Below are 22,500 nucleotides of genomic sequence, written 5' to 3'. Positions count from 1 at the left end.
TATATTGAACGAATTAAATGTTTCAAAGGAGGCGGTTCTCTTTGGAAAAAAAGTCGGAAGAACTGATCGAACAGGCGGAAGGAGCCGTCGTAAATTCGATTGCTGAAACGATGGACCTGTATGGCATCACTCCATCGACCGGTCGATTATTCGCAAGGATGTACTTCAAGCATGAACCGATGACGCTTGATGATATGAAAGACGACCTCGGCATGAGCAAACCGAGCATGAGCATCGCTGTACGTAATCTTCAGGAAATCAGCATTGTCCAAAAAGTGTGGCAGAAAGGGTCCCGTAAAGATACCTTCATGGCGGAGAAGAATTTCTTCAACTACTTTTCCCACTTTTTCGGGAACAAATGGGAGCGTGAGGCCAAGTTGAACTTGTCCGCAATCGATTATGCGGAGGGCATGCTTCAGCAGGTGATCGACGATGAAGAAGCGGATGAAGAGACACGAGAGAGAGCGAAGATGGATTATGACCAGCTTGAAGATTATCGGAAGTATTGTAAGTGGCTCGAGCGATTGGCTGATTCGATCGAGTCCGGTGAGATTTTCGACTTTTTGCCGGTGGACGAGGAAAAATAATTTTTGAAAGCATCTGTCTTGTGCAGGTGCTCTTTTTTGTGTGCGAAGTTTTTTGGTAGGTCCGTAATTTTTTGTCTAAGGTCCGCAAATGAGCTCTGAAAAGTGCTGCAGGTCCGCGAAAACTTCCTGGAAGTCCGCGAAAAAGCCGGATAGGTCCGCAAATGATATTCTCAAAAAAAGAAGACTACCTTTAAAACCGGCAGTCCTATTCATTCATTCATTCATTTAGTCAAATATTCTCTCATCGAGGAAGCACTGAGCTGCATCAACTCCATTTCGTCTAGGATAAAAAGCGCTTCTTCAGAACTGCCTGCTCCCGCATTTAGATCTCCATACAGATGGCGGTGGTGACGATGAGTAATAAAATCTTTGATATAAGGATTAAAGCGGTGGACGGCGTCCGCTTTGTTCGAAATCGTTTCAGGTGATTCGTTCTTCCTTAAGGCTATAACAGTCTCGAAAAAAGCTTTCGCTGCGCCCTCCGAAAGGGTGGATGTCCATCTTTCTGCTGCCGCAGTATGTTTTTCCTTCAGAAGTGTGGGGATGAGACGGAGACACACGTTTCTCGAGTCTGAAGGGTCCAGCCTCAGAAGTTCCAGAAAAATCATGATTGCTTGCGGCTGGTATTCGGTGAAACGACACTCATCGGCAAAGGCTATCTTGCTTTCAATGAGTTCATCCATATCTCCGAGAAGTTCAGCGTTGACAACGCTCCGAGCCAATACTTCCAGGTATTCCGCAAGTTTGCCGGCTCCACGATAAACAGCCGGATGATAGGGATGTATCTCATACATTTTCTCCAGAACCTTAAGCCGGTCACCGAAAAACACGTGAGGCACTCGGGCTGACAGGTCCTCGAACATTGATTGCTGTTGTTTGGAAAGTTGGAAGCCTTCCGGCAGCAACGGAGTGTCCAGCAGTTTTTGATTGAAAGAATTTAATTCTTTTTTGTCTAAGCGAGAAGAGACTGCTGGAGGGTTCTTCTCGTACCATTCCAATAAATCTCCGACCGTCTGCCTTATGTTCAGGAAGGCTTTATAGAGTTTATCGGAATTGACGAAAGCGTTTCTTTCAAACTCTTCACGGGTACGTTCGGGGCCGGGGAAAATGGTCTGTGCCATATAGGAGAGAGCCACGGAATAGAGATCTGGATCCACTTCAGACGATTCCAAAGGCGTCCGTTCCACGAATTCTCTCCAGATATGCTGCACGTATTTCTCATAATTTCTATAGATAGGTTCTTCGTACGTCCATTGCAGAAAAGTATAATACATTTTTATACCCCTCCATTATATTTTATCAGAAAATCTAAGTCCTCAACTTTTCGGCAAAAGTCCTCAAATGAGCTCGAAAAAGCGCTGAATGTCCGTAGAAACATCCTGAAGGTCCGCAAAAATCAGTTATAAGTCCGCAAAGCATCATGATAACTCCTTATTTCATATTTCGTGAAATTGCCATGCCCTGTCTTGCGGTATCCTTCTTCAGTAAGTAGGCGCCGGGCTGTATCAGCACTTTCGAGATGAAGGAAATCAGCTGCTTCTTGTGCGGAAATTTCCCTGTCTATAAGTAATGAGTAGTCATAGAGTGCCGAACGGTGGGCGTATTTATCCCTTAAACTGCAGGCGCAAACCCACGTTCCATGCCCTCGTTGCATGAGACGTTGACACTCGGAGCACGCCACCCCTTTCCGAATATGATCAGGATCGATATCGTATTTCTCGATAGGGTTGACCGGGTTGATGACTATGAAGCAATTTTTCCATGAGAGAGGTTCGAATGGAAGTTGGCATAGGAGGGCCCGTTTCTTCTGGAAGGTGTTCGGGTAGCATGCTGGCACGTAGAACGCCGGGATGATCGGTTTCAAAATAGGAATTGGCATTGGCCAGGACTATGAGAGAGGTTAACGGGAGATGGGGGAAATCATGCAGGGTGAGCCATCGTTCTAGCTGTCTTTCATGACGGGCGGTTTGTGCGATGGGACTGTCCGCACCACGTGTGCCGTTTTCACGTTCCTGAATCAGTTGTCTCGTACCATCGAATATAAGTCGTCCTGCGAGATTTTTTACTTCAAGAAGGAGCAGGGAGTCGTTCGTTATGATAAGAAAATCGATTTGGAAATAATGGGTGCCGTCGTGCAGGCGTAGGTCATGGAAGATGAGCCAGTCTGTTGGAAGGTAAGAAAATTGGAAGAGTAGGGATTTTTCACCGACGAAGCCTGCCTGATGCCGGTTCAACGTATCTTCGATGAAGGGTTTTTTGGGGGAGGCGTCCGATAGTCGCCGGGAGAGGGCTTCGAGTTTTTCTAGGAATACAGGTTTCATGACTTGTTTCTTGAGCAATAGACATTCCTCCTTCTTTATAGTGTTCATTATTGTCTTTTCTTATGAGGAAGTCAAGCGGGATTTGCGTGGAGGAGGTCCGTAGAAATGCGAGAAAGGTCCTCAAATGACAGCGGAAAAGCGGCCAGGGTCCGCAGAAGTGCCCCATAGGTCCGCAAACCGCCCCAAGCACAAAAAGAAAGCCACGGCACAAACGCCGTGACTTCTTTGAAATCATGCTACTTCTTCACTATCCTTAGCATTCGCTTTCGTTCTCATACCGAGAGCGAATAACCCAGCAAGAATTAACAGAATGACGAGCGCTGCTACAATGTTCGACTGGATCAGAGCTATCACGTTACCAAGAACGATACCTACAGCTCCGAAGTCCGCGTCTCCGAATGTCGTACCTTCGAAACCGAGCGTGCCCAGTACCGGCAATAGCATGGCCGGAAGGAAGCTGATCATGACACCGTTCGTCATGGAACCGAGAATGGCGCCTTTCCGTCCTCCGGTGGCGTTACCGAAGACTCCAGCAGCCGCTCCGGTGAAGAAGTGCGGCACAAGACCTGGCACAATGACGCGAAGGCCGAACAATGGCAGAAGGAACATGCTGATCAGACCGGCGACGAAGCTGAAGAAAAAGCCGATGATCACTGCGTTGCTAGCGAACGGGAATACAGCTGGACAGTCGAGAGCCGGCTTCGCGTTCGGAACGACTTTGTCCGCGAACCCTTTGAAGGCCGGAACGATTTCACCAAGAAGCATACGGACACCGGCAAGGATAATGTACACCCCTGCAGCGAACACGAGCCCCTGCATGAAAGCGAACACGAGGAAGTTCTGACCGCCGCTCAGCTCTGATTCTACAAAGCCGGGACCGGCGAATAAAGCGACAGCGAAGAACAGAATAACCATCGTCAGGGAAACGGATACGGATGTATCACGAAGGAACCCGAGCGATTTCGGCACTTTGATGTCTTCGGTGGAGCGGGAGTTCTTGCCGACAAGTTTCCCGACCCATGCGGATACGAAATAGCCGATGGATCCGAAGTGACCGACGGCGAAATCATCCGATCCCGTAATTTTACGGGTGAACGGCTGAAGCATCGCCGGAGATAGCACCATTAGAGAACCTAGAATGACAGAGCCGAGAATGACCATCGATACCCCGGACATGCCTCCGGTTGTAAGGATGACGGCAATCATACAAGCCATGAACATGGTGTGGTGTCCTGTAAGGAAAATGTACTTGAACGGAGTGAAGCGGGCGAGTGCAATGTTTACGAACATCCCGAATAGCATAATCATCGCTGTTTCCGTTCCGAAACTTTCCTGAGCCAATGCTACAATCGCTTCGTTGTTCGGAATGACTCCTTCTACAGCGAAAGCTTCATCGAACATACTGCTGAACTGGTCCAGGGACTGGACAAGGACATTAGCCCCTGCCCCCAGGATGACGAAACCCATCACTGTTTTTAGCGTTCCCGAGATGACGTCGGCGACATTTTTACGTTGGGCCAATAAACCGATGAGTGCAAACAAACCGACGAGAATGGCGGGCGTTCCGAGGATATCCTGCATTATTAGATCTACCATGGGTTGTTCTCCTCCTTTATTGATGGGGGCTGATTACAGGTTGTTTTCAAGTGCTGTGCGCAGTTCGTTTTTGTCCATAAGGTTTTTCAGCTGGACGACGTTTTTGCTTCCGTCATCGAGACTGCCGACGATATCCTCAGAACCGAGGAAAAGATCGGCCTGTTCCGATTTGGCTGTTGTAAGGTCCGTGTGCGAAACATCCGCCTCTTTGCCCATATCCTTAAGGATCGAGTTGATATTCATCTCCACCATCATGCTGCTTCCAAGACCGTTTCCGCATACTACTAAAATTTTCTTCATTGTTATTTCTCCTCTCGCATTGTGATATTTTCGTCAATCAGTTTCATTACTTCCTGTGCTTGGTTTGTGTCTGCCAGGCGTTTAATATTCTGCTCTTCAGAAAGAATTTCCGTAAGCTGAGCCAGCGCTTTCAAATGAGTGTTGTTATCGATAGCCGCCAGTACAAAGATGAGGCGGGCCTGGTGCTTTTCTTTTTCCGAAAAAGCTACGGGTTCCTTCAGGCGAAGAAAACTCATACCTAATCGGTTCACTCCTGCTTCCGGTCTGGCGTGTGGGATAGCGATATCCGGTGCAATGACGATATAAGGTCCCAGTTCGTGGACGCTTTCGATCATCGCATCGACGTAGGCGGGCTGGATCGTCTCTTTCTTTAACAGAGGTTCCGAAGCCAGTCGGATCGCTTCCTCCCAGCCGCTGACGCTATCTTTGAATTGGATGGTATCTTCTCTCAGTAATTCGTTCAGCATCGGTTTTTCAAACTCCTTCTCTGTGGACTTCTGGTTCTGGTTCAACAAGTCTTTCAATTCTTCTTCGAGGAAGGTCCGCTGATGAATCGTTGCGTGCTTGTCGATTGTCGCCATGACTTGTTCGATAAGCGCTTCTTCACGGATTTCCTCATCGAATAGATTGTTCACCTGACCGATGATCCGCTCCTTGTCTTCATTGTTGATGATGACCGGGACGTGGATCACCGGAATCTCATCCGGTTTCAGGTAGTTGGTGGAAAAGATGACATCCGCATCGCCATCGAACGAACGGTATTCCCTCATCGAAAGGGTGTCTGTGATTTCAAGTCCTGCAATCACACTCTCGAGTTGACTCTTCACCATGTTCGACGTGCCGATCCCATTTTCACAGACGATGATGGCCCGGTATTTCGTTTTGATCTGTTTCTTCTCTTTGTGGAGCCATCCCCCGAAATGGAGAGAAAGATAAGAAATCTCTTCATCCGGGAGCTTTTCCCCGAGAAAGTACTCGAGAGGAGCTGCCGCTTGTTTAGTCAGGTGAAAGAGATCCTGGTACGTCTCCTGAAGCTCTTCCGACAATTCATTCGGAAGTTCAATTCCGTGAAGCAGCCGGTAATAGGCCGGGATGACATGGGCCAGCAGGTTCTCTTCAAGCCCTTTCTCATCATCGAAAAGTATGCAGGCATGCGTCTGGAAGTTCTCCACCATTCTTTGTACAATCTCCCTCAACTTCTCAGGCCCTATGCCTCCCGGGTGATCGAGAACCTTGGACCCGAGGAGCATGATGGCGATGGAAACGGTATCATCTTCCGGTACTTTAATGGAGAAGGAGTATTCCAATTTCTCAGCTACCTGCTTTGCGGCGAGGTAAGCGTCTGTGTCCCGGATGGTCGCTTTCTCAGCTTCCGCCACGGTCAGGGAAAACTGTTCTTCCCGGCGCTTCACCAGAATGAGCAGGTGAAGGGCAAGCCTAGTGATCATGGCATCCGTGAACGTAAGATTCATGGTCTCCTCGGCCTCGTAAATGATCGTCATGAGGTTGTCTTTCAAGTGATCGAGATCTTTTTCTTCCTCTTTTGTTTCAGGATAAAGAAGATAGTATACGTCATAGGCCAGGCGACTACTGCGATTCTCGGTGAGGATGGGAGAGAGAAGGTTCAGCAAGTGATTGCGAAGTACGGCTTCTTCTCCCTCCGTCCGGTAGCCTATGCCTCTTTGGTGAGAAATCGTCATTCCACTTTTCTGGAACGTTTCTTTCAGTTTCCGTAAATCCTTCGCTACGGTGCCCCGGCTCACCAACGTCAATTCCATGAAGCGCTTCATGGATGCCTGACGTGGAGAAGCGACGAGAAGTGTGGTAAGCAATAGAAGTCGTTCTTCTTCTGTATAGTGATACTGCCAGTCGTCCTTTTGCTCAAAGGTGTCGTCTTCCAATAAATAAGCCTTGGCCTCTTCAGGTAATTCGAATCCTTTTCCATATGTTTTTTCTATAGGAGAAAGGTGATTCGAAATAAGCCATTGATTGATGTGATCCAAATCGTAATAGATGGTCCGTTCTGAAACTTTCATTCGCTGCTGCAGCTCTTCGGAAGGAATCGGGTCCGAAGCATCCCGCAAAATGGATAACAAGAAGGCGCGCCGGTTATCCAGTGTCATCGCAGATCCTCCTTCTAACTTTGCAAAGTTATACGGTTGTTTTCAGATAATTATCTTATGCGTTTAATATAGCACCGTTCCCGGAATATTGTAAGGGTTTTCAATGTGCAGGATGTGTAGGTGATAAATTTGCAGAAGTATACTTTCGGGGCGTTGTGCTTTCCTTTGGGCAGAGAAGCCAATAAGTTTTCGGAAAAGGTAGGAGTCATTTAGTTTTACATGAAATGGGGATTTATACTCATGATTTTCTTAAAAAATATAGGAAAAAGTCGATACTGAAGAAGATGATGCCATCAATAACTTAAGTAGAGGAGGACTGGACAAGTTTTCAGGCACACTTGCTTTAATAATTTAAAAGTGCAAAGGAGGAAACGTGTATGAGGTTGAAACATATTGCAGGTGCATTATTGCTAGTCTTAGTCGTTGTAAGTGGAAGCATGACTGAGGCTTCTGCAGAAGAGAAGGCGACATTTGTAAGTCCAGAGCTCGGGATAAGCTTTGAGTTACAGAAAGATGTAATACCCCACTTGACTTTCGGAGGCGACAACGAGTCGGCGAATGAGATGGCCATCTACTATGCAGATCGTAAAGTGAAGAGGGATAATGTATTGGTTACATATTTGAAGCGATGGAAAGAAGCAGATTGGCAGGAGGAAGTACAAGCCGGAACCCACTATAAACACCAGGTCATCCACTCGGAGAGAGGGTATGTTTATACTTCCATGATTTCATTGATGAACCCTTATGATACGTACATGACCGAACCCTACGAAAGAGAGACGGTGAATGAGTTCAAAGGGTCGATGGAAACCGTCTTGAATGGATTGGATGATATGGAAATCCTTCCACATAAAGAGTGGTCTGAAGGGGAAACCGTTTCTCCAGAGAAAACATGGACAGTCGAATTCAATACATCGATGGATGCCGGGAGTTTCACAAAAGACTATGTATATGTCGTGGATGACCATAATGCGAAAGTCAGTGGAGTGACGGTTATTGCTGAAGGAAATACGCTTGAAGTCCAACCGCCTGAGGGAGGATATGTTCCGGGTGATTACTATCTTTATGTAGAAAATGGAGTGAGAGATTCTGCGGATAGTACGCTGAAGGAAGGAGTTTACCAGTCCTTTACGGTGACGGAGGATAACTATTTTGACGAAGAGTTCGTTGAATTGTTGCAGCAGAAACGATTGAAGCATGTTGATTTCGGTCCTGGAGAGTATCTCACTTCTCACGAAAACATTGCCAATTATAAAAACTATTATTCAGGAGCCATGTATTATTCCTACGATAACTACATTTTAGCTACGGATACTTTTTCTGATAAGTTGCTGGCAGTCGGATACAGGTTTCCTCCTTTAGAGAATTATTACATGAAGGACATGACGAGGGTTCTCGGGCAGCCTACCTTCAGTGGAGCTACAGAAATGCATGAATTATATACGTATTACAAATTAGCGAATGGTGCAAAATTGCAGGTCGGATTTTCCGATGATAATCCGTCTAGGCCGATCCAATATTTAGAGCTGATTTTCAGGTAGAGGTTTAATACGTCAGGATATACTTGAAAGAAAAGAATCATGAGAGAGGGTTACGACCTTCATCTCGTGATTCTTTTTGGTTATTCACCTTTATGGAACAAAGCTATTCTATAAATGAAGAAAAGGTATGTTAACAGGAGCTGCATGAATGCACCTCCTGTTTTATTGTGGTTAATTCTTTAAAAAGAACAATTATGTAATTTAAAGAATAAATTAGAAAAAACAAGCATATGAAACTATTTTTGTTCTATATAAAGAATATTTCCAAATATGGGATTTTGCAATTCAGGGAGGGCCGTATATACTAGGGTTACAAATTCTTAATAAAGAACAAAACGAATGAACCAAAGAACTGATGCGGGAGGTGGCGAGTTGGAGCGAAGAACGACGAGATTCAGGAATGAGCGAAAGAAAAACAGAAGAATGATGGTGAAATCGACGGGGGTCGGATTGACTGTTTTGTCGCTCACGATAGGCGGTTTTTCCCAAATGAGCGGAACGACATACAGTGCTTTCAATGATCAGGAGACGTTAAAAGGAAAAGCGGAAGCTTGTGAGATATTTCCGGGTGTCGTTGAGAATCAATTTGAGGAATTGATTGCAGAGGTGGACGATTTTGCTGCAAGTCTTGCCCCTTTCTTCCATTATAATAGTCCATCCATCTCTTTTCCAGATGAAAAAAATAAGGGGAAATCGCTCCAGAGCATGAAAGAACGCTCTGATGACCTGGCATCACGAATACATACATATGAAACGAAATTAAAAAGACTGCAAGATCAAAAACAGAAGTATTCAGACAGCGAAAAAGAGGTGCTGGATCATCTCCAAAGTATCACTCGACTGATGCAGGAAATTCGAGCGAGCGCTTCTTTTCATCCGCACTGTCTTGATATCGATAAAGGGGGCCTACCTGAGCAATTGACTCAGAAATTGGAACAGATCGAGTACTTATCCGAAGGGACGAAGAAAAAGGTACGTGATCTTTTCTCCCTTTTTCCGGACAGTCGAGGTGCTGTAGTAAGTCGTGCTGTAGACAAAAATTTCACTAAAGAAGTGGAAAAAGGAATGTCAGCTGTCACGGACGACCTGACACGTTCTTCTTCCAAGGTCTCCTCAAAGCTTAAAACATGGCAGAAGCAAAAACAGAACTTAGATACTGCCATCAAGAAGAAGCAGGAAGAAAAGCGGGCTGCAGAAAAAGCAAAGAAGGAAGCGGAAGAAGAGAAACGTAAGGAACAGAAAGCTGAAGAAGAAAAGAACAAAGAGAAGAAAACGAAGGAGCAAGGATCGAAGGACGAAAAACCGAAAGAAACACCGTCTCCGCCAGCGGGATCTAAGAAGAAAGAACCGAAAGATGCTGTAAAAGAAACGAAGCCACAGAAGAAAGAAAAAACGGAACAAAAACCGGAGCAGAAAAAGGAAAAGTCTCAAGAACAACCATCGAAAACTCCGGAAAAAGGTAAGAAAGAACAACAGCCACCAGAAGAAACGGAGGAGAAAGCGGATGAAAAACAAACGAATCCGGAAGATTCTTAGTATCGGAGTGAACACAGTTTTGTATACAGCCCTGGTTATAGCGATTTTGCTCGTCGCTACGGCCAAGTTCTCGGGCGGGGAACCGAATGTGATGGGCTACCAGCTGAAGACAGTATTGTCTGGATCCATGGAGCCTGAGTTCATGACGGGCTCCGTGATAGCGGTCAATCCTGATGTCGATGTGAAAAGTTTTGAAGCAGGAGATGTCATCACGTTTATGAAAGATGCAGATACCCTTGTCACCCACCGCATCATCGATGTGACGAACAGCGGGGACAATGTTCTATATACAACCAAAGGGGACAACAATGATGGTCCCGATACAGAGCCGGTACTGGCTGAAAATGTCGTAGGGGAGTATACGGGATTCACCGTCCCTTACCTTGGTAAGTTGATTGATTTCGCAAATTCCCCGACAGGTGCCATCGTGTTCCTGATCATTCCGGGAGCACTGATGATCTTCTACTCTGCATTCAGTATCTGGCGTGCATTGAGTACATTTGTCGATGAGAAAGAAAAAGAGAAAGCGAATGTCCACTAGTTTGCAATCCCACAGGGGGTTCAAAAATATATTATTTACTTAGGAGGAAGATGTATGAGCGTAAAGAAGAAGTTGGCAGTAGGAGTAATGACAGGTGCTTTGGGACTATCTTTGGTAGGTGGCGGAACACTCGCGGCGTATAACGATGTCGCTAAAGTGAACAACCATTTCGCTTCGGGAGAATTGAATCTTGAGGTAGGTGACAGCCATAACAAAGCAATCAGCTTTGATTTGACGAACATGAAGCCGGGGGACAACGTGCAGCGTATTTTCACTTTGAATAACATAGGTTCGCTAGCGATTAAAGACGTACTTATGGAAGGTTCTGCAGGAGCATTCAGTGACCTGGATGGAGATTCTAACAAGAATGGATTCCTTAAGCAATTTGAGATAGACTTTATGCAAGTGGACGGGGAATCCAATCAATGGGAGCCACGTGAAGATGTAGTTATGAGTGGTAAGACATTGACCCTTCATGATGTTGTGCACGGGAACACGACTTCTAAAGTGAATAGCTCTCACCTGGTAGGGAACAAGATCAACCTCGCATCCGTAGCTGCGGGTCCTGACCGTGGTATCCCTCTAGACCCTCAGGATTCCGATGATGTGTTCATCCAAATCACGTTCAAAGACGATCAAACGAAGCTTGGTAACGGAGAATACGCACAAAACAAATACATGAATGCTTCTGTTGACTTCTACTTCGATCTTGAAGCGACGCAGTGGGATGGCGTTCATGTAGATAGTGATGATAAGAATGGAGCTATAAACAATGAGCAGGCAAATACGCCTGATCCAGTAACTGATGGTTCTGGTGGTACTCATTCTAATGACGTAACTGATAATGATTAATAAATAGGAATTAAATGAAAAGACTGCTGAATCTTTCAGCAGTCTTTTCTTATGCATAAATTTGTATATGTATTGAATTTTCCATCCTTGTAGTCATTTCGTATGATATGATAAACCTAATATTTTTAATAGGAAGGAGAAACGGAAGTGAAGAGACTCCTTAGGAAAGTGAAGAATCTATTGTTCTTTTTGAGGGATTGGAAACTTGTCAGAAAAAGCGAGGATCACCAGAAGCAGAAGTTGTTTGAACTGATCGAGTCTTCCAGAGATGTCATGTACTATTATCAAGTGAAACCGGAGAAGAAATTCACTTATATAAGTCCTTCGCTGGATTATTTTCTCGGAGAAGGATATGTAAAAGGAGCTTATAAAGACCCATTGCATCCATTTCGATTTATTCATCCGGAAGATGAGGAAGTGCTCGCAGATAAGGTTTACGGTAAGGCAGACTATGATAAAGTGCTTGTTCAGCGATGGAAAGATGAAAACGGAGTATACCGGTGGTTCGAGGAATATGCTTGCCCTATTTATTTAGACGGAGTAATGATAGAAATAGCCGGAGTCATGAGAAATATTGATGATAAAGTAGAGATGCAGCAAGCCTTAGAGTACCGTGCCACTCACGATCCGTTGACCGGATTGTACAATCGCGAGTTTTTTGAAGAAAAGATGGAACTGTATGAGAAAAAGGAAGAAGTAGAGGCAGGAGTGCTCCTTTTTGACCTGGATGAACTGAAGCATATGAATGATACTCACGGGCATAAAGAAGGGGATCGGTTGATTAAACAGATGTCCCAGTTGTTGGAGGGGATTTTCTCAGAAGACACGATCGCCCGTATCGGCGGGGACGAGTTCGTCGTATTGATGGAAGGAAAGGATCAGAATTACATAGAAGAAAAGTGTGAAGTACTTGTTGAGGAAGCCGGCGAGCTGTCCTTTTCTGTTGGGCATAGCGGCCCTCTATCCTCGATAGGGAACATGGAAAAGATGCTTAAGGAAGCGGATCATCGGATGTATGAAGAAAAGAATTGCAAGAAAGATGCAGCGGTTCGTTAATGGAAGGATGGGACAATTGAAATTAATACTAACAGCTTTAGTTACAGCAATACTTACAATTACAACGGGAACGGTTGTCCAGGCAGAAGAAGTGGTGCCACCGGAAAAAATATGGACGATCGCGTTCAATACTCCGATGGATTTTTCTGGGGTAGAGGATCATGTTTTTCTTACAGATGAGGAAGGAAGACGTCATAAGATCGGCTATAAGGCGGGAGAGAAAGGAAAGAAACTTTTTGTGGGCCCGGAGGAAGAATACATAATTGGGAAAACCTATTCGCTTAGTGTAAAAGAAGGTCTTCTTTCTGAAGCGGGAGAGCCGCTTAAAGAGGAGGTCGATCAAACGTTTACGGTGAAAGACCCGCTTTCGTCTTACGAAATGGTACAGGAAGAAATGGTGACCGGCGTGTATGGGAAAGAATACACGGCACGTTTGTATCGTCGTAGTTTAAAGGACACAGCGGGGTTACTAGAAGACGACCATAGTGTCTATCGTCTCGTTTCTTATGACGGAGCATATGTAATTGCGGATGAAATTTTGGAAAATAGATCGAAGAACAAATCATGGCACCTATCAACAGTTTCATTGAAAGATAAACATCAAACGGAATTGCTTCAAGTGATAAAGGAATCATCTTCAAGCGGTTCTATGACCTTTCGTTACTTCGAAAATGGAAACCTGAGTACGCCTAGTTTTGACAATATAGGTCGTTCGATTATATTCGAGGAGAATGTCCCGGATATCTCTTTAAACGAAAATAATGTATTTCGTGCAAGACTGCACCCTTATTATCCAGATAAATGGGGAACTGTCACTTATTCCTGGAAGCTGAACTTAGACGGAGGGGTGTTTCTTGAACAAAATAGCGGTCTTACCAAAGGTCAAATGGCTGCTTACGTCGACGACTCTGACTATGTTGGTGATCATAAGTGGGAACTTGTAACAGAAGTGATAGAAGACCACCCTGATGAGGTGAAAGTGGAAACCGTTCAAACGAATCAGGATGGGAATCAGGGAGGTTACTATCTTTACACGTTAAAGAGAATGTCCACAACGTGGAAAGTGACGGACGTGGAGTATCAACCTTTCACCAAAGAACATCATTTGAATCTTGTCGTGCCGGAAGCGGTAGACTTTTTGAAGTCGGAGAACGTGGCCAGCTATCAGTCGGTTGAGCTGAGTGACATGGAGAGGAAAATGGTGGAGGGAGGAACATTTGAAACGATGGTGTACACGTTCAATTTCAATCATGAAGCTGTTTTGACGAAAGTGGAGTTTGAGACGGGGACCGGGACTTTTCGGATTATAGGCAGGTATTGAACTCGAGTGTTTGTCCTTTGGAAATGAAGGAAATGTAATCAATACATTACTTTAAAACTGGTGAGGGTGATGAACACATGAAAATCGTAGTAGCTCCTGACTCGTTCAAAGAGTCCCTGTCTGCGTTTGATGTTGCAAAAGCGATGGAAGAAGGGGTGAAAGCTCGAGCTCCGGAAGCGATTGTCAAACTTGTTCCTATGGCTGACGGCGGAGAAGGCACGGTCGATACGTTAAGTGCGTATAAAAAAGACGCGCATACGGTACACGTTAAAAATCCTCTCGGACGAAAGGTGGAGGCAACGTATATCACGCTTCCTTATAAAGGAAAAGACGTAGCTGTCATCGAATGTGCCGCAAGCACGGGGATCGACCTTGTCCCCCGGAAAGAACGGGATCCCTTTCTCTTGAATTCGTACGGTCTCGGGGAGCAGATAGCTCATGCGGTAGAACAGGGCATCCGGCACATTGTCGTAACGCTCGGAGGTAGTGCGACGACGGATGGAGGTACCGGTATGTTGCAGGCACTCGGTTACCGGTTTTTAGACGAAGCGGGGGAAGAACTGTCGATGGATCGGAATGTTTTGTGTGACGTAGCGTCCATAGATGGAAGCGGCGTACTTGAGGAGCTCGAGGAGTGCACGTTCACCATTGCCTGTGATGTGAGCAATCCATTCTATGGCAAGAATGGGGCAGCTTTTGTGTACGGTCCGCAAAAAGGTGCTACGTCTCTTGATGTGGAACAGCTTGATGCCGGGTTGCGACAATTCGCAGAAGTCACCAGAGAACATACAGGCAGTGACATCACTCATGTTCCAGGTGCAGGAGCCGCCGGCGGACTTGGAGGTGCGCTCGCTGGATTTCTGCAGGGGCAGATGCAACCGGGATTTGAACTTGTAGCTGATCTGACAGGGCTTGAGGAAGAACTGCGGGAAGCAGATCTGGTTTTTACAGGAGAAGGGAAACTGGATTCCCAGTCTATGAACGGAAAAGTACCTATAGGTGTTGCGAAAACGGCAGAAAAGTACGGCATTCCGTCTGTCGCTTTCGGGGGGAGCGTCGAGACGGAGTGTGACTATTCTCCTTTATCCGCTGTTTTCAGCATACAGCATGGGCCTGGAACCCTGGAAGAAGCCATGGATGCGGACAATGCTAGTCGAAATATTTCTTTTTTAGCTAAGCAGGTAGTCGGACTGTTTATGTGAAGCGCTTCGCTTTGATAGTGATAGGGAGAAGTCCGCAGAGATGAGCGGAATGTCCTCAAAATCCGGCCTAAGGTCCGCAAATGCCCTTAAAGATGAGGCGAAGGTCCGCAAAATCGACGTCAAAGTCCGCATATCAAAATTAAAAAGCTTCTTTCTACGAACGTACCGGTAGAAAGAAGCTTTATTCAGTTTATCCCAAGAGACTCCATGACCTGCGGTTTCATAATCGGTGCCAGGGTCCGTGAAAAGGTAGCCGTTATATGGTGGCTGTCAAAATGGGTAACGACATTTCCGACGATATAATGGCATTCCTCGTCGTCACAGAAGTAGTCATTCACATCGATTGTATCCACGTTATCAGGTTTTTCTTCCACCTGGCTGAGAGGGCTCGGGGTACGTGTGACTTCGTCGCGATCTGCCCGGCAAGCCTCTTTGGCATTCCCCTGGTTCTCTTCGATACAGTCCAGTACATTTTCCTTATACCACGGCGTATCTCGGACAAGAAGGAGATCAATGTTCTCTTCATCAAAGAATTTCCAGGCGTCGATAAAGCCTGGTTGGACACGGTCATACTTTTCTTCGTGATCGCCGACATCTCCTACCGTAAAAATGAGATCGGGATCGTTTTCTACGAGAAGTTCCTTCGTGCTGTTAAACCAGTCGTAGCATTCCGGGTATTCTTCCATACGATCTGTGGTGAAGCGGCAGGTACCTTTCAGATACGTCGTGATCTTCACAGGCTCATCCTTCAGTGCTTCCCGCAACATAGGTAACCAGTGGGCTGAGTGAGAACCGCCTACGAGAGCAATCGTATGAGTATCCTTCTCCGTTTCTCCATAGTCGCAGACCACCGGTTCAGTTTCATTGCCACCGAGAATACATTTATCTTCATACAAAACCGAACGGTCGTAATAAGCGTTCTGAAGATTCGGGCGGAACGGTTCGTGCAAGGTGACATCCGGCTCCAGGGTCCCATCATAAGTGGTGACCATCGCTCCCGGGTGCGTATCAAGCTCGAATGATTTACTGATATCTTCGACGGAGCGGGCCATGGTCCCCTGTAAGGTCACCTGGTACAGGAATGCCGAGATAAGCACGGTAAGAGCAAGTACACCTATGGTCGCAGCTGTTTTTGCGATATTGAAAGAACGGATACGAATCGGCGTTTCGATAAATCTGATCGTAATATAGGAAAGCGCCGTTGCCACTAGAATGATTGAGAAGCCGTGGGCAACGGAGACGGTTTCTGTTCCCGTAAGCTCATAATATCCGATCAATAACGGCCAGTGCCACAGGTAGAATGCATACGAAATGCCGCCGAACCATACGAGCGGTTTTGTTCGCAGGAGCCCGGTAGCACTGGAGGGTCCTGCCTGCTGACCGGAAACGATGATTAGAACAGCAGATAAGACCGGCCAGAGAGCGGCGTATCCCGGGAAAACGTCAGAGACCTGAAAGAGAAGGCCGCCACTGATCAACCCGAAAAGTCCAACCCAGCTGAAACTCCGGGCGAGTGTTTGGTTGATTTTTATTTTATGGATGAGGAGTGCCAGTGCTCCTCCAACTCCGAATTCCCACACCCTCGTGAAAGTATGATAATAAGCGAACGGCTGGTTCACCTCTGTCAGGTAAATAGAATATGTAAGAGAAGAAAAGATAAGCAGGCCGAACATGATCGTCAGTGAGGGGCGGATATCTTTAAGTCTGGTTTTACGTACAATTATCACAGCTATTCCGAACAAAAGGAGCCAGATAAGATAAAACTGGAATTGGATACTCAAGGCCCAGAAATGTTGAAAGGGAGACGCTTCGCTGTTTTGGGCCAAGTAATCGTTCGCACTAAAGCCGAGCTGCCAGTTTTGAATATAGAAGAGGGACGCTACGAACTCGACCAGGTTCTGCTGACGTGTGTAAAGTGGCAGGATCACCAGGCTCATAACGAATGTGAGAATCCCTATGGTCCACGCTGTCGGAATGAGACGTTTCAGTAATTTAACGATATAAGAAAAGGGATGGATCGTACCTTCCCGTTTATACATAAAGAAGAGAGAAGTCGTAATCAGAAACCCTGAAACGACGAAGAATACATCGACGCCGCCAGAAACACGGTTGAACCATATATGATACATCGCGACCAGCAGGGCCGCCACGGCTCGAAGTCCCTCCAGCTCCAGCCGGTAGTGCCGGTCTTTATTCATTGCTTGTACCTCCCAGGAAATTCAATCTACTATACACTATTGTAATAGGTAGGAGAGGAGGGATACAACTAAACTTACTAAGTAAAAGGCTATCACCCCTAGTTGGGACGATAGCCTTTTGGTTGTTATTCGTTACGGTTATCATATATGAAGTAATCGAAGTCAGCATAGGCTCCTCTACCAGAAGTATCCTGACATTGCATACCGACGAAAGCACCGGTGAAGAACCCTCCACCATCTACGTAATCATCCGATAGCTTGTAAGAAGGGAAATCAATTGGAATGGCCGTCCAATTCTTCCCATCAAGAGAGTAAGAGTAGCTATAGGTCGCCACTTTTGTTTCGGTACGGAGATAGACATATTCAGAAGCTTCAGGAAGACTGATTCTCTCCTCTAAAGGCTGGCTGAATGAAAAGTTATCGCATACCATAATATCGAGCACTTTTCCTTTTTCTTCATCTCTTGTAATCTGACAGGCTGTCCAGTTCCTCGTATTATAGTAATGGACGAGACCGGCGGCCTGCATGAAGTTCTCCGGCTGGAATTTCACTTTCGTTTCTGCGGTAAAAGAAAAGTCCTGCCAGCGACGGGCTACATAACTTTGAGTAAAAGGAGACGTAAGAGATTCTCTTCCATGAAGTCTAAGGTGTCCGGGGTTTTCCGCAAGCGACATGGCTTCTTCAAGCGGAATCCTCAATGTCTGGAAGTGCGGGTTCAGTTCCGAAGAATCAAAGTCATCCTTGACGGGAAATTCCTCTTCCCATGTCACTTCTTCCATATCCGGTCCCTCAATAACTGCAGAAGGGTGGTTACCGCCTTCTACATAGGGCCATCCGTTTTCCCAATTAATACGCTGAATCGCCGTCTCCCGCCCCAATGGGCAGTACCCGCGCGGATCCAGAAGCGGTTCGTTTTCTTTAGGTAATGTACGTCCGGTCAGATGGACAAGGAACCACTCGTCGGTATGCGTATGTACCATCGAGGCATGACCTGCTTTCTGAAGCTCGATTCTCGGCTTGTGCCAGGAGGTAATAAGCGGATTGTCGGGATGCACCTCATATGGGCCGAATAAAGATTCTGCTCGCGCCACCGTTTCCTGATGATCGAAGGTGGTTCCGCCTTCCGCTGTCAGCAGATAATAATAGCCGTTCACTTTATACAAGTGAGGAGCCTCAGTCAGTTTAATATCCGTTCCGGTGAAAATGATTTCCGGATTTCCTGTTAACTCACCTGCTTCAACATCGTATTCCTGAAGAGAAATCCCGTAAAATGGATGGTTCTCCGTACGAGGATCCCACACCATATTGAGAAGATATTTTCGACCGTCCTCGTCATGGAATAGAGAAGGGTCGAAGCCGGCGCTGTTCAGGTAAACCGGATCTGACCACTCTCCGTCAATCGTGTCACAGGTCACAAGATAGTTATGACAATCCTTCCATTGCCCGTCCACCACTTTGACGTCCGTATAAATAAGCCAGAATTGTCCGTCTGCGTAAGAGAGAGCGGGTGCCCACACACCACCCGAATCGGGGTTTCCTTTCATATTGAGTTGACTTAACCGGTTCAGGGGTCGTGAAATGAGCCGCCAGTTCTTCAAGTCACGCGAATGATAGATCCCTACACCGGGAAACCACTCGAATGTAGATACGGCAATGTAATAGTCTTCTCCAGCACGACATATAGAAGGATCGGGATTGAACCCGGTAAGAATAGGATTTTCGATTTTCATGAAAAAACCACCTTTCGTTTATTTCGCCTGAGAGGCGGACGTTTGTAGATTCGCTTTCAAAAACTTTTCATAGGCGAATGCCGAAGCTCCGAGAGCAGTCGAGCGGAAGGCGAGATCGGAGAAGCTGATCTTCAAATCATCCTGCTGAAACCAGAGCGTATTCGATTTCACTTTCTGAAGCAGGGGCTGTTCGATCCACTGCTTGGCAAGCGTAATACGGTTGCCGATGACAATCTGGTTTGGATTGAATGTGTTGATGATGTTGATAAGGCCCGTACCCAGATAGTCTCCGAGCGTCTGGAACATCTGAATGCTCGGCATGTCATTCCCGGAAGCTCTCTCAAGAACATCTTCCAGGCTGCCCCCTGATAGTCCCGCATCCTTCATTTCCCGCTCAAGGAATTGTTCGGAGGCATATAATTCCCAACATCCCCGGTTTCCACAATTGCAGGAAGGACCATCGTAATGGATGGTCATATGTCCCATTTCACCGGCGAATCCATTATTTCCGCTGTAAAGCTTGCCGTTCAGAATCATACCTATGCCGATACCGACGCCCACGCTGACGTAGATGATATCTTCATGATTTTTGCCGTATCCGAACTTCAATTCTCCGTATGCCCCGGCATTCGCTTCGTTTTCTATCAGAATCGGGCAATGATACCGTTCTTCCAGGTCTTCTTTGATCGATACGTTTTTCCATTTCAAGTTCGGAGCAAGAAGGATTTCTCCGGTTTTGCTGACGGTCCCTGGTACACCGATCCCGATGCCTGTAATGTGGTAACGACTGTCCGGCGTATGTTCGATGAGATGATCGATCACTTCATATAAATTGCTCATGACATAATCGTAGCCTAATTGATGAAGGGACACGGATTTCTCCAGGTGTACGTTTCCTTCGAGATCAGTAAGGACACCGAGAATGTAGTTGACTCCGATATCAATACCAATGGAGTAGCCGGCTGTTTGATTGAATAGAAGCATGACAGGACGACGTCCGCCGCTGGATTCGCCCGGACCCTGTTCGTAAATCAGCTCTTCCTGAAGCAATTCATTCACCTGGGAACTGACGGTTCCTTTGTTAAGCCCCGTTTTCGTTGCAATATCTGCCCGGGAGAGGCACTTGTTTTTCAAAATCGTGTTGAGCACTAACTGTTTGTTTCTATTCTTGATCGTATACTGATTCCAAGTTTGATCTGCCATACCCACCAACCTATCTATCTAGTAGTTGATTTCAGTCTAACACAAAAAACTTCGTTCATCCACTGGACAAACTAAGTTTTCTTTGATAATCTTAACTCAACTTCACCGAAGCGGTGGAAAAACAAAGCAAGGGGGATTTTTTTTACATGAAAAAGAAAGCGTTCTCATTACTCGTTCTGTTGTTCTCGGTTTCTATGATTCTTGCTGCCTGCAGTGGAGGCAGCGGTGATGGTGAAGCAAGCAATGGCGATGATAAGGTGATCGACTTCATGCACCTTTGGCCAGAAGGAAGTTCTGCTGAGCATAATCGGATCGTCCAGGAAATCGTGGATGATTATGAAAGTGAAAATGAAGGAGTCAGTGTCAACATCGAAGTTCTAAGCAATGAGCAATATAAGGATAAAATCAAAGTACTCTCCACTTCTGATGAGCTTCCGGATGTCGGTATGACGTGGCCCGCCGGGTATCTTGAACCATATGTAGAAGCAGAAAAGTTCGCTCCGCTGGATGACACACTTGAAGGTGAATTCGGTGATTCTTTCGTAGCTGGTACAACTAGTGCGTACGAAGTGGATGGAAGCACGTATGGACTTCCGCTTGAACTGAACGTTGCGACAGTTTTCTACAACCAGGCAATCTTTGATGAGTATGGGCTGGAGAAGCCGGAAACATATGAAGAGTTCCAGAATGTAGTAGACACACTGAAAGAAAATGATGTAGCACCGATCGCTCTCGGTAACAAAGACCGTTGGACAGGTTCGATGTGGTATATGTATATGGCTGATCGTATCGGTGGAACGGACTTATTGACCGAAGCGATCAACCAGGACACTTCTTTTGAAGATCCTGCTCTGATCGAAGCTGCTGACAAGACTCAACAGCTGGCACAAAGCGACGCTTTCGTAAACGGATTCAATGGCCTGTCCGATCAGGAAGCGAAGAGTATGTTCATGAACGAACAGGCGGCAATGTACCTTATTGCGACCTGGGATCTCCCGAACTATACGACGAACGAAGATGTTCCGCAGGAGTTCCGTGATTCCGTCGGTTACTTCAAATTCCCTACCGTGAACGGCGAAGGCGACCGTGAAAGTTTTGTAGGTGGCCCTGGTGTAGGTCTGTTTGTAGCTGAGAATTCTGATGTTAAAGAAGAATCGAAGGATTTCGTCAAGTTCTTCGCAGAGCAGTGGGGAGAGAAGTCCGTCACGGAAGCCGGAGTCATCCCTGCAACGAAAGTGGATGCAGAGTCTCTTGATCTCCCTCAGATGTATGTAGACGTTCTGGACGATCTGAACAATGCAACGAACCTTACGCTTTTTGCTGATGTACAGATGAGCCCTGAAGCGGCTGAAGTTCATCTGAGCCAGATCCAGGCACTGTTCGGAGGTAATGTTACACCGAAAGAATTTGCAGAAGCCCATCAGGAAGCCTTGTCACAGGAATAAAGCATTCAGGAAGAAAGGGGGTCCCCCTTTCTTCCTCCTTATAAGGAGTGAAACCAGCAATGAACAAAGTCATGTCCAACAAATGGATGATCGCGTTTTATATCATGCCCGCTCTTTTGATGGTAGCGTTTCTGATCTTCATTCCTCTCGGATTAAGTGCCTACTATGGTTTGATGGAGTGGGACGGAATCGGTGCAATGGAATTCATCGGAATGGAAAACTACATAACGGCTATCCAGGATGCCGCTTTTTGGGATAGTGCGCTGCACTCCTTTCTACTGGCTGTGTTCTCCACCTTGAGTCTGATTGTGTATCTTGCAATCTCCATGATTCTCGCTTCCAAAATTAAAGGGGCAGACATCTTGAGGAAGATCTACCTGATTCCGATGCTTTTATCTTCCGTTGCGATTGCGCAACTGTGGATCAAAGTATTCAACCCGGCAAACGGAATGCTGAACCGTGCGTTGATGTGGCTCGGAGTGGAAAACCCACCTGCATGGCTCGCTAATCCTGATATCGTCCTGTACGCCATTTTCGTTCCGATCTTATGGCAATATGCCGGGTTCTATATTCTTATTTATTATGCAGCACTGAAGAATATACCGGAGTCTCTGATCGAGGCAGCAAAGATTGATGGAGCGACACCGATTCAGATAGCGTACAGAATCAAACTGCCGCTGATCAAAGGGATCGTGAAAGTGACGGTGGTCCTTGCAATTGTAGGGTCCCTGAAGTATTTCGATCTGATTTATGTTATGACCAACGGCGGACCGAACGGGGCTAGTGAAGTAATGGCATCTTATATGTATAAACTCGCTTTCTCGACGAACGAGTTCGGTTACGGGAGTGCGATCGGCTTTTTGCTACTGATCATCACTCTTATCGTGACGGTGATTGTCCGTAAGCTTACAGAAGATAAAGAAAATATCCAGTATTAAACAGAGGAGA

The 22,500-nt window shown here is 46.2% G+C and carries 18 protein-coding genes; 10 read left to right on the top strand and 8 right to left on the bottom strand.

The window, feature by feature from the left end:
- Window positions 1–17 precede the first annotated feature (17 nt).
- Window positions 18–587: a choline uptake/conversion transcriptional regulator CudC gene (gene cudC, locus BLQ44_RS06470; protein WP_093193071.1), complete on the top strand. Its 570-nt coding sequence runs from the start codon at window positions 18–20 to the stop codon at window positions 585–587.
- Between the two features lie 221 nt (window positions 588–808).
- On the opposite strand, the gene BLQ44_RS06465 is transcribed toward cudC, so the two are convergent.
- The 5 genes from BLQ44_RS06465 to BLQ44_RS06445 all read right to left on the bottom strand — a co-directional run bounded on the left by BLQ44_RS06465 (window position 809) and on the right by BLQ44_RS06445 (window position 6,927).
- Window positions 809–1,861, bottom strand: coding sequence for a hypothetical protein (locus tag BLQ44_RS06465; RefSeq protein WP_093193070.1), 1,053 nt, complete (start codon window positions 1,859–1,861; stop codon window positions 809–811).
- Window positions 1,862–2,284: 423 nt separating this feature from the next.
- A complete protein-coding gene (locus tag BLQ44_RS06460) occupies window positions 2,285–2,926 on the bottom strand; it encodes a nuclease-related domain-containing protein (RefSeq protein WP_176757448.1) in 642 nt (213 codons plus the stop codon).
- Between the two features lie 213 nt (window positions 2,927–3,139).
- Entirely contained in the window at window positions 3,140–4,504 is a 1,365-nt protein-coding gene (locus tag BLQ44_RS06455) for a PTS ascorbate transporter subunit IIC (RefSeq protein ID WP_093193068.1), read from the bottom strand.
- A gap of 33 nt (window positions 4,505–4,537) precedes the next feature.
- A complete protein-coding gene (locus BLQ44_RS06450; RefSeq protein ID WP_093193067.1) occupies window positions 4,538–4,804 on the bottom strand; it encodes a PTS sugar transporter subunit IIB in 267 nt (88 codons plus the stop codon).
- A gap of 2 nt (window positions 4,805–4,806) precedes the next feature.
- On the bottom strand, window positions 4,807–6,927 hold the full coding sequence (locus tag BLQ44_RS06445) for a BglG family transcription antiterminator (RefSeq protein ID WP_093193066.1): 2,121 nt from the start codon (window positions 6,925–6,927) through the stop codon (window positions 4,807–4,809).
- A gap of 377 nt (window positions 6,928–7,304) precedes the next feature.
- Here BLQ44_RS06445 and BLQ44_RS06440 point away from each other — a divergent pair, with 377 nt between their 5' ends.
- The 7 genes from BLQ44_RS06440 to BLQ44_RS06410 all read left to right on the top strand — a co-directional run bounded on the left by BLQ44_RS06440 (window position 7,305) and on the right by BLQ44_RS06410 (window position 14,976).
- Window positions 7,305–8,468, top strand: a complete 1,164-nt coding sequence (locus BLQ44_RS06440) for an Ig-like domain-containing protein (protein WP_093193065.1) — start codon at window positions 7,305–7,307, stop codon at window positions 8,466–8,468.
- 372 nt (window positions 8,469–8,840) lie between these two features.
- Window positions 8,841–10,004, top strand: a complete 1,164-nt coding sequence (locus BLQ44_RS06435; protein ID WP_093193064.1) for a hypothetical protein — start codon at window positions 8,841–8,843, stop codon at window positions 10,002–10,004.
- A complete protein-coding gene (gene sipW / locus BLQ44_RS06430) occupies window positions 9,973–10,545 on the top strand; it encodes a signal peptidase I SipW (protein WP_093193063.1) in 573 nt (190 codons plus the stop codon). The genes BLQ44_RS06435 and sipW overlap by 32 nt, the downstream gene beginning before the upstream one ends.
- 54 nt (window positions 10,546–10,599) lie before the next feature.
- On the top strand, window positions 10,600–11,397 hold the full coding sequence (locus tag BLQ44_RS06425) for a TasA family protein (RefSeq protein ID WP_093193062.1): 798 nt from the start codon (window positions 10,600–10,602) through the stop codon (window positions 11,395–11,397).
- 147 nt (window positions 11,398–11,544) lie between these two features.
- On the top strand, window positions 11,545–12,453 hold the full coding sequence (locus BLQ44_RS06420; protein WP_093193061.1) for a sensor domain-containing diguanylate cyclase: 909 nt from the start codon (window positions 11,545–11,547) through the stop codon (window positions 12,451–12,453).
- A gap of 16 nt (window positions 12,454–12,469) precedes the next feature.
- Window positions 12,470–13,774 (top strand): Ig-like domain-containing protein, encoded by a 1,305-nt coding sequence (locus BLQ44_RS06415; RefSeq protein ID WP_143004704.1) that lies wholly within the window; start codon window positions 12,470–12,472, stop codon window positions 13,772–13,774.
- Window positions 13,775–13,851: 77 nt separating this feature from the next.
- Entirely contained in the window at window positions 13,852–14,976 is a 1,125-nt protein-coding gene (locus BLQ44_RS06410; protein ID WP_093193059.1) for a glycerate kinase family protein, read from the top strand.
- Window positions 14,977–15,161: 185 nt separating this feature from the next.
- On the opposite strand, the gene BLQ44_RS06405 is transcribed toward BLQ44_RS06410, so the two are convergent.
- The 3 genes from BLQ44_RS06405 to BLQ44_RS06395 all read right to left on the bottom strand — a co-directional run bounded on the left by BLQ44_RS06405 (window position 15,162) and on the right by BLQ44_RS06395 (window position 20,107).
- Complete coding sequence (locus BLQ44_RS06405) at window positions 15,162–17,174, bottom strand: acyltransferase family protein (protein WP_093193058.1); 2,013 nt, start codon at window positions 17,172–17,174, stop codon at window positions 15,162–15,164.
- 125 nt (window positions 17,175–17,299) lie between these two features.
- Window positions 17,300–18,904 (bottom strand): glycoside hydrolase family 43 protein, encoded by a 1,605-nt coding sequence (locus tag BLQ44_RS06400; RefSeq protein WP_093193057.1) that lies wholly within the window; start codon window positions 18,902–18,904, stop codon window positions 17,300–17,302.
- Window positions 18,905–18,922: 18 nt separating this feature from the next.
- Window positions 18,923–20,107 (bottom strand): ROK family transcriptional regulator, encoded by a 1,185-nt coding sequence (locus BLQ44_RS06395; RefSeq protein ID WP_093193056.1) that lies wholly within the window; start codon window positions 20,105–20,107, stop codon window positions 18,923–18,925.
- A gap of 146 nt (window positions 20,108–20,253) precedes the next feature.
- On the opposite strand from BLQ44_RS06395, the gene BLQ44_RS06390 reads away from it, so the two are divergent.
- The gene (locus tag BLQ44_RS06390) at window positions 20,254–21,552 is read left to right on the top strand and encodes an extracellular solute-binding protein (RefSeq protein WP_093193055.1); all 1,299 of its coding nucleotides are present in this window, start codon (window positions 20,254–20,256) and stop codon (window positions 21,550–21,552) included.
- 59 nt (window positions 21,553–21,611) lie between these two features.
- Window positions 21,612–22,490: a carbohydrate ABC transporter permease gene (locus BLQ44_RS06385; RefSeq protein ID WP_093193054.1), complete on the top strand. Its 879-nt coding sequence runs from the start codon at window positions 21,612–21,614 to the stop codon at window positions 22,488–22,490.
- The last annotated feature ends 10 nt before the right edge of the window (window positions 22,491–22,500 follow it).

Origin of the sequence: Salimicrobium halophilum, assembly GCF_900100295.1 — a bacterium.
GTDB classification, from domain to species: domain Bacteria; phylum Bacillota; class Bacilli; order Bacillales; family Halobacillaceae; genus Salimicrobium; species Salimicrobium halophilum.
The sequence above is the reverse complement of the archived record's forward strand: the minus strand, read 5'-3'. Positions and strand labels throughout refer to the sequence as shown.

What these genes read in the sequence shown, in the direction of transcription:
- cudC (WP_093193071.1), top strand. Translation starts at nt 18, where the DNA reads ATGTTTCAAAGGAGGCGGTTCTCTTTGGAAAAAAAGTCGGAAGAACTG.
- BLQ44_RS06465 (WP_093193070.1), bottom strand. Translation starts at nt 1,861, where the DNA reads ATGTATTATACTTTTCTGCAATGGACGTACGAAGAACCTATCTATAGA.
- BLQ44_RS06455 (WP_093193068.1), bottom strand. Translation starts at nt 4,504, where the DNA reads ATGGTAGATCTAATAATGCAGGATATCCTCGGAACGCCCGCCATTCTC.
- BLQ44_RS06450 (WP_093193067.1), bottom strand. Translation starts at nt 4,804, where the DNA reads ATGAAGAAAATTTTAGTAGTATGCGGAAACGGTCTTGGAAGCAGCATG.
- BLQ44_RS06445 (WP_093193066.1), bottom strand. Translation starts at nt 6,927, where the DNA reads ATGACACTGGATAACCGGCGCGCCTTCTTGTTATCCATTTTGCGGGAT.
- BLQ44_RS06440 (WP_093193065.1), top strand. Translation starts at nt 7,305, where the DNA reads ATGAGGTTGAAACATATTGCAGGTGCATTATTGCTAGTCTTAGTCGTT.
- sipW (WP_093193063.1), top strand. Translation starts at nt 9,973, where the DNA reads ATGAAAAACAAACGAATCCGGAAGATTCTTAGTATCGGAGTGAACACA.
- BLQ44_RS06425 (WP_093193062.1), top strand. Translation starts at nt 10,600, where the DNA reads ATGAGCGTAAAGAAGAAGTTGGCAGTAGGAGTAATGACAGGTGCTTTG.
- BLQ44_RS06410 (WP_093193059.1), top strand. Translation starts at nt 13,852, where the DNA reads ATGAAAATCGTAGTAGCTCCTGACTCGTTCAAAGAGTCCCTGTCTGCG.
- BLQ44_RS06405 (WP_093193058.1), bottom strand. Translation starts at nt 17,174, where the DNA reads ATGAATAAAGACCGGCACTACCGGCTGGAGCTGGAGGGACTTCGAGCC.
- BLQ44_RS06400 (WP_093193057.1), bottom strand. Translation starts at nt 18,904, where the DNA reads ATGAAAATCGAAAATCCTATTCTTACCGGGTTCAATCCCGATCCTTCT.
- BLQ44_RS06395 (WP_093193056.1), bottom strand. Translation starts at nt 20,107, where the DNA reads ATGGCAGATCAAACTTGGAATCAGTATACGATCAAGAATAGAAACAAA.
- BLQ44_RS06390 (WP_093193055.1), top strand. Translation starts at nt 20,254, where the DNA reads ATGAAAAAGAAAGCGTTCTCATTACTCGTTCTGTTGTTCTCGGTTTCT.
- BLQ44_RS06385 (WP_093193054.1), top strand. Translation starts at nt 21,612, where the DNA reads ATGAACAAAGTCATGTCCAACAAATGGATGATCGCGTTTTATATCATG.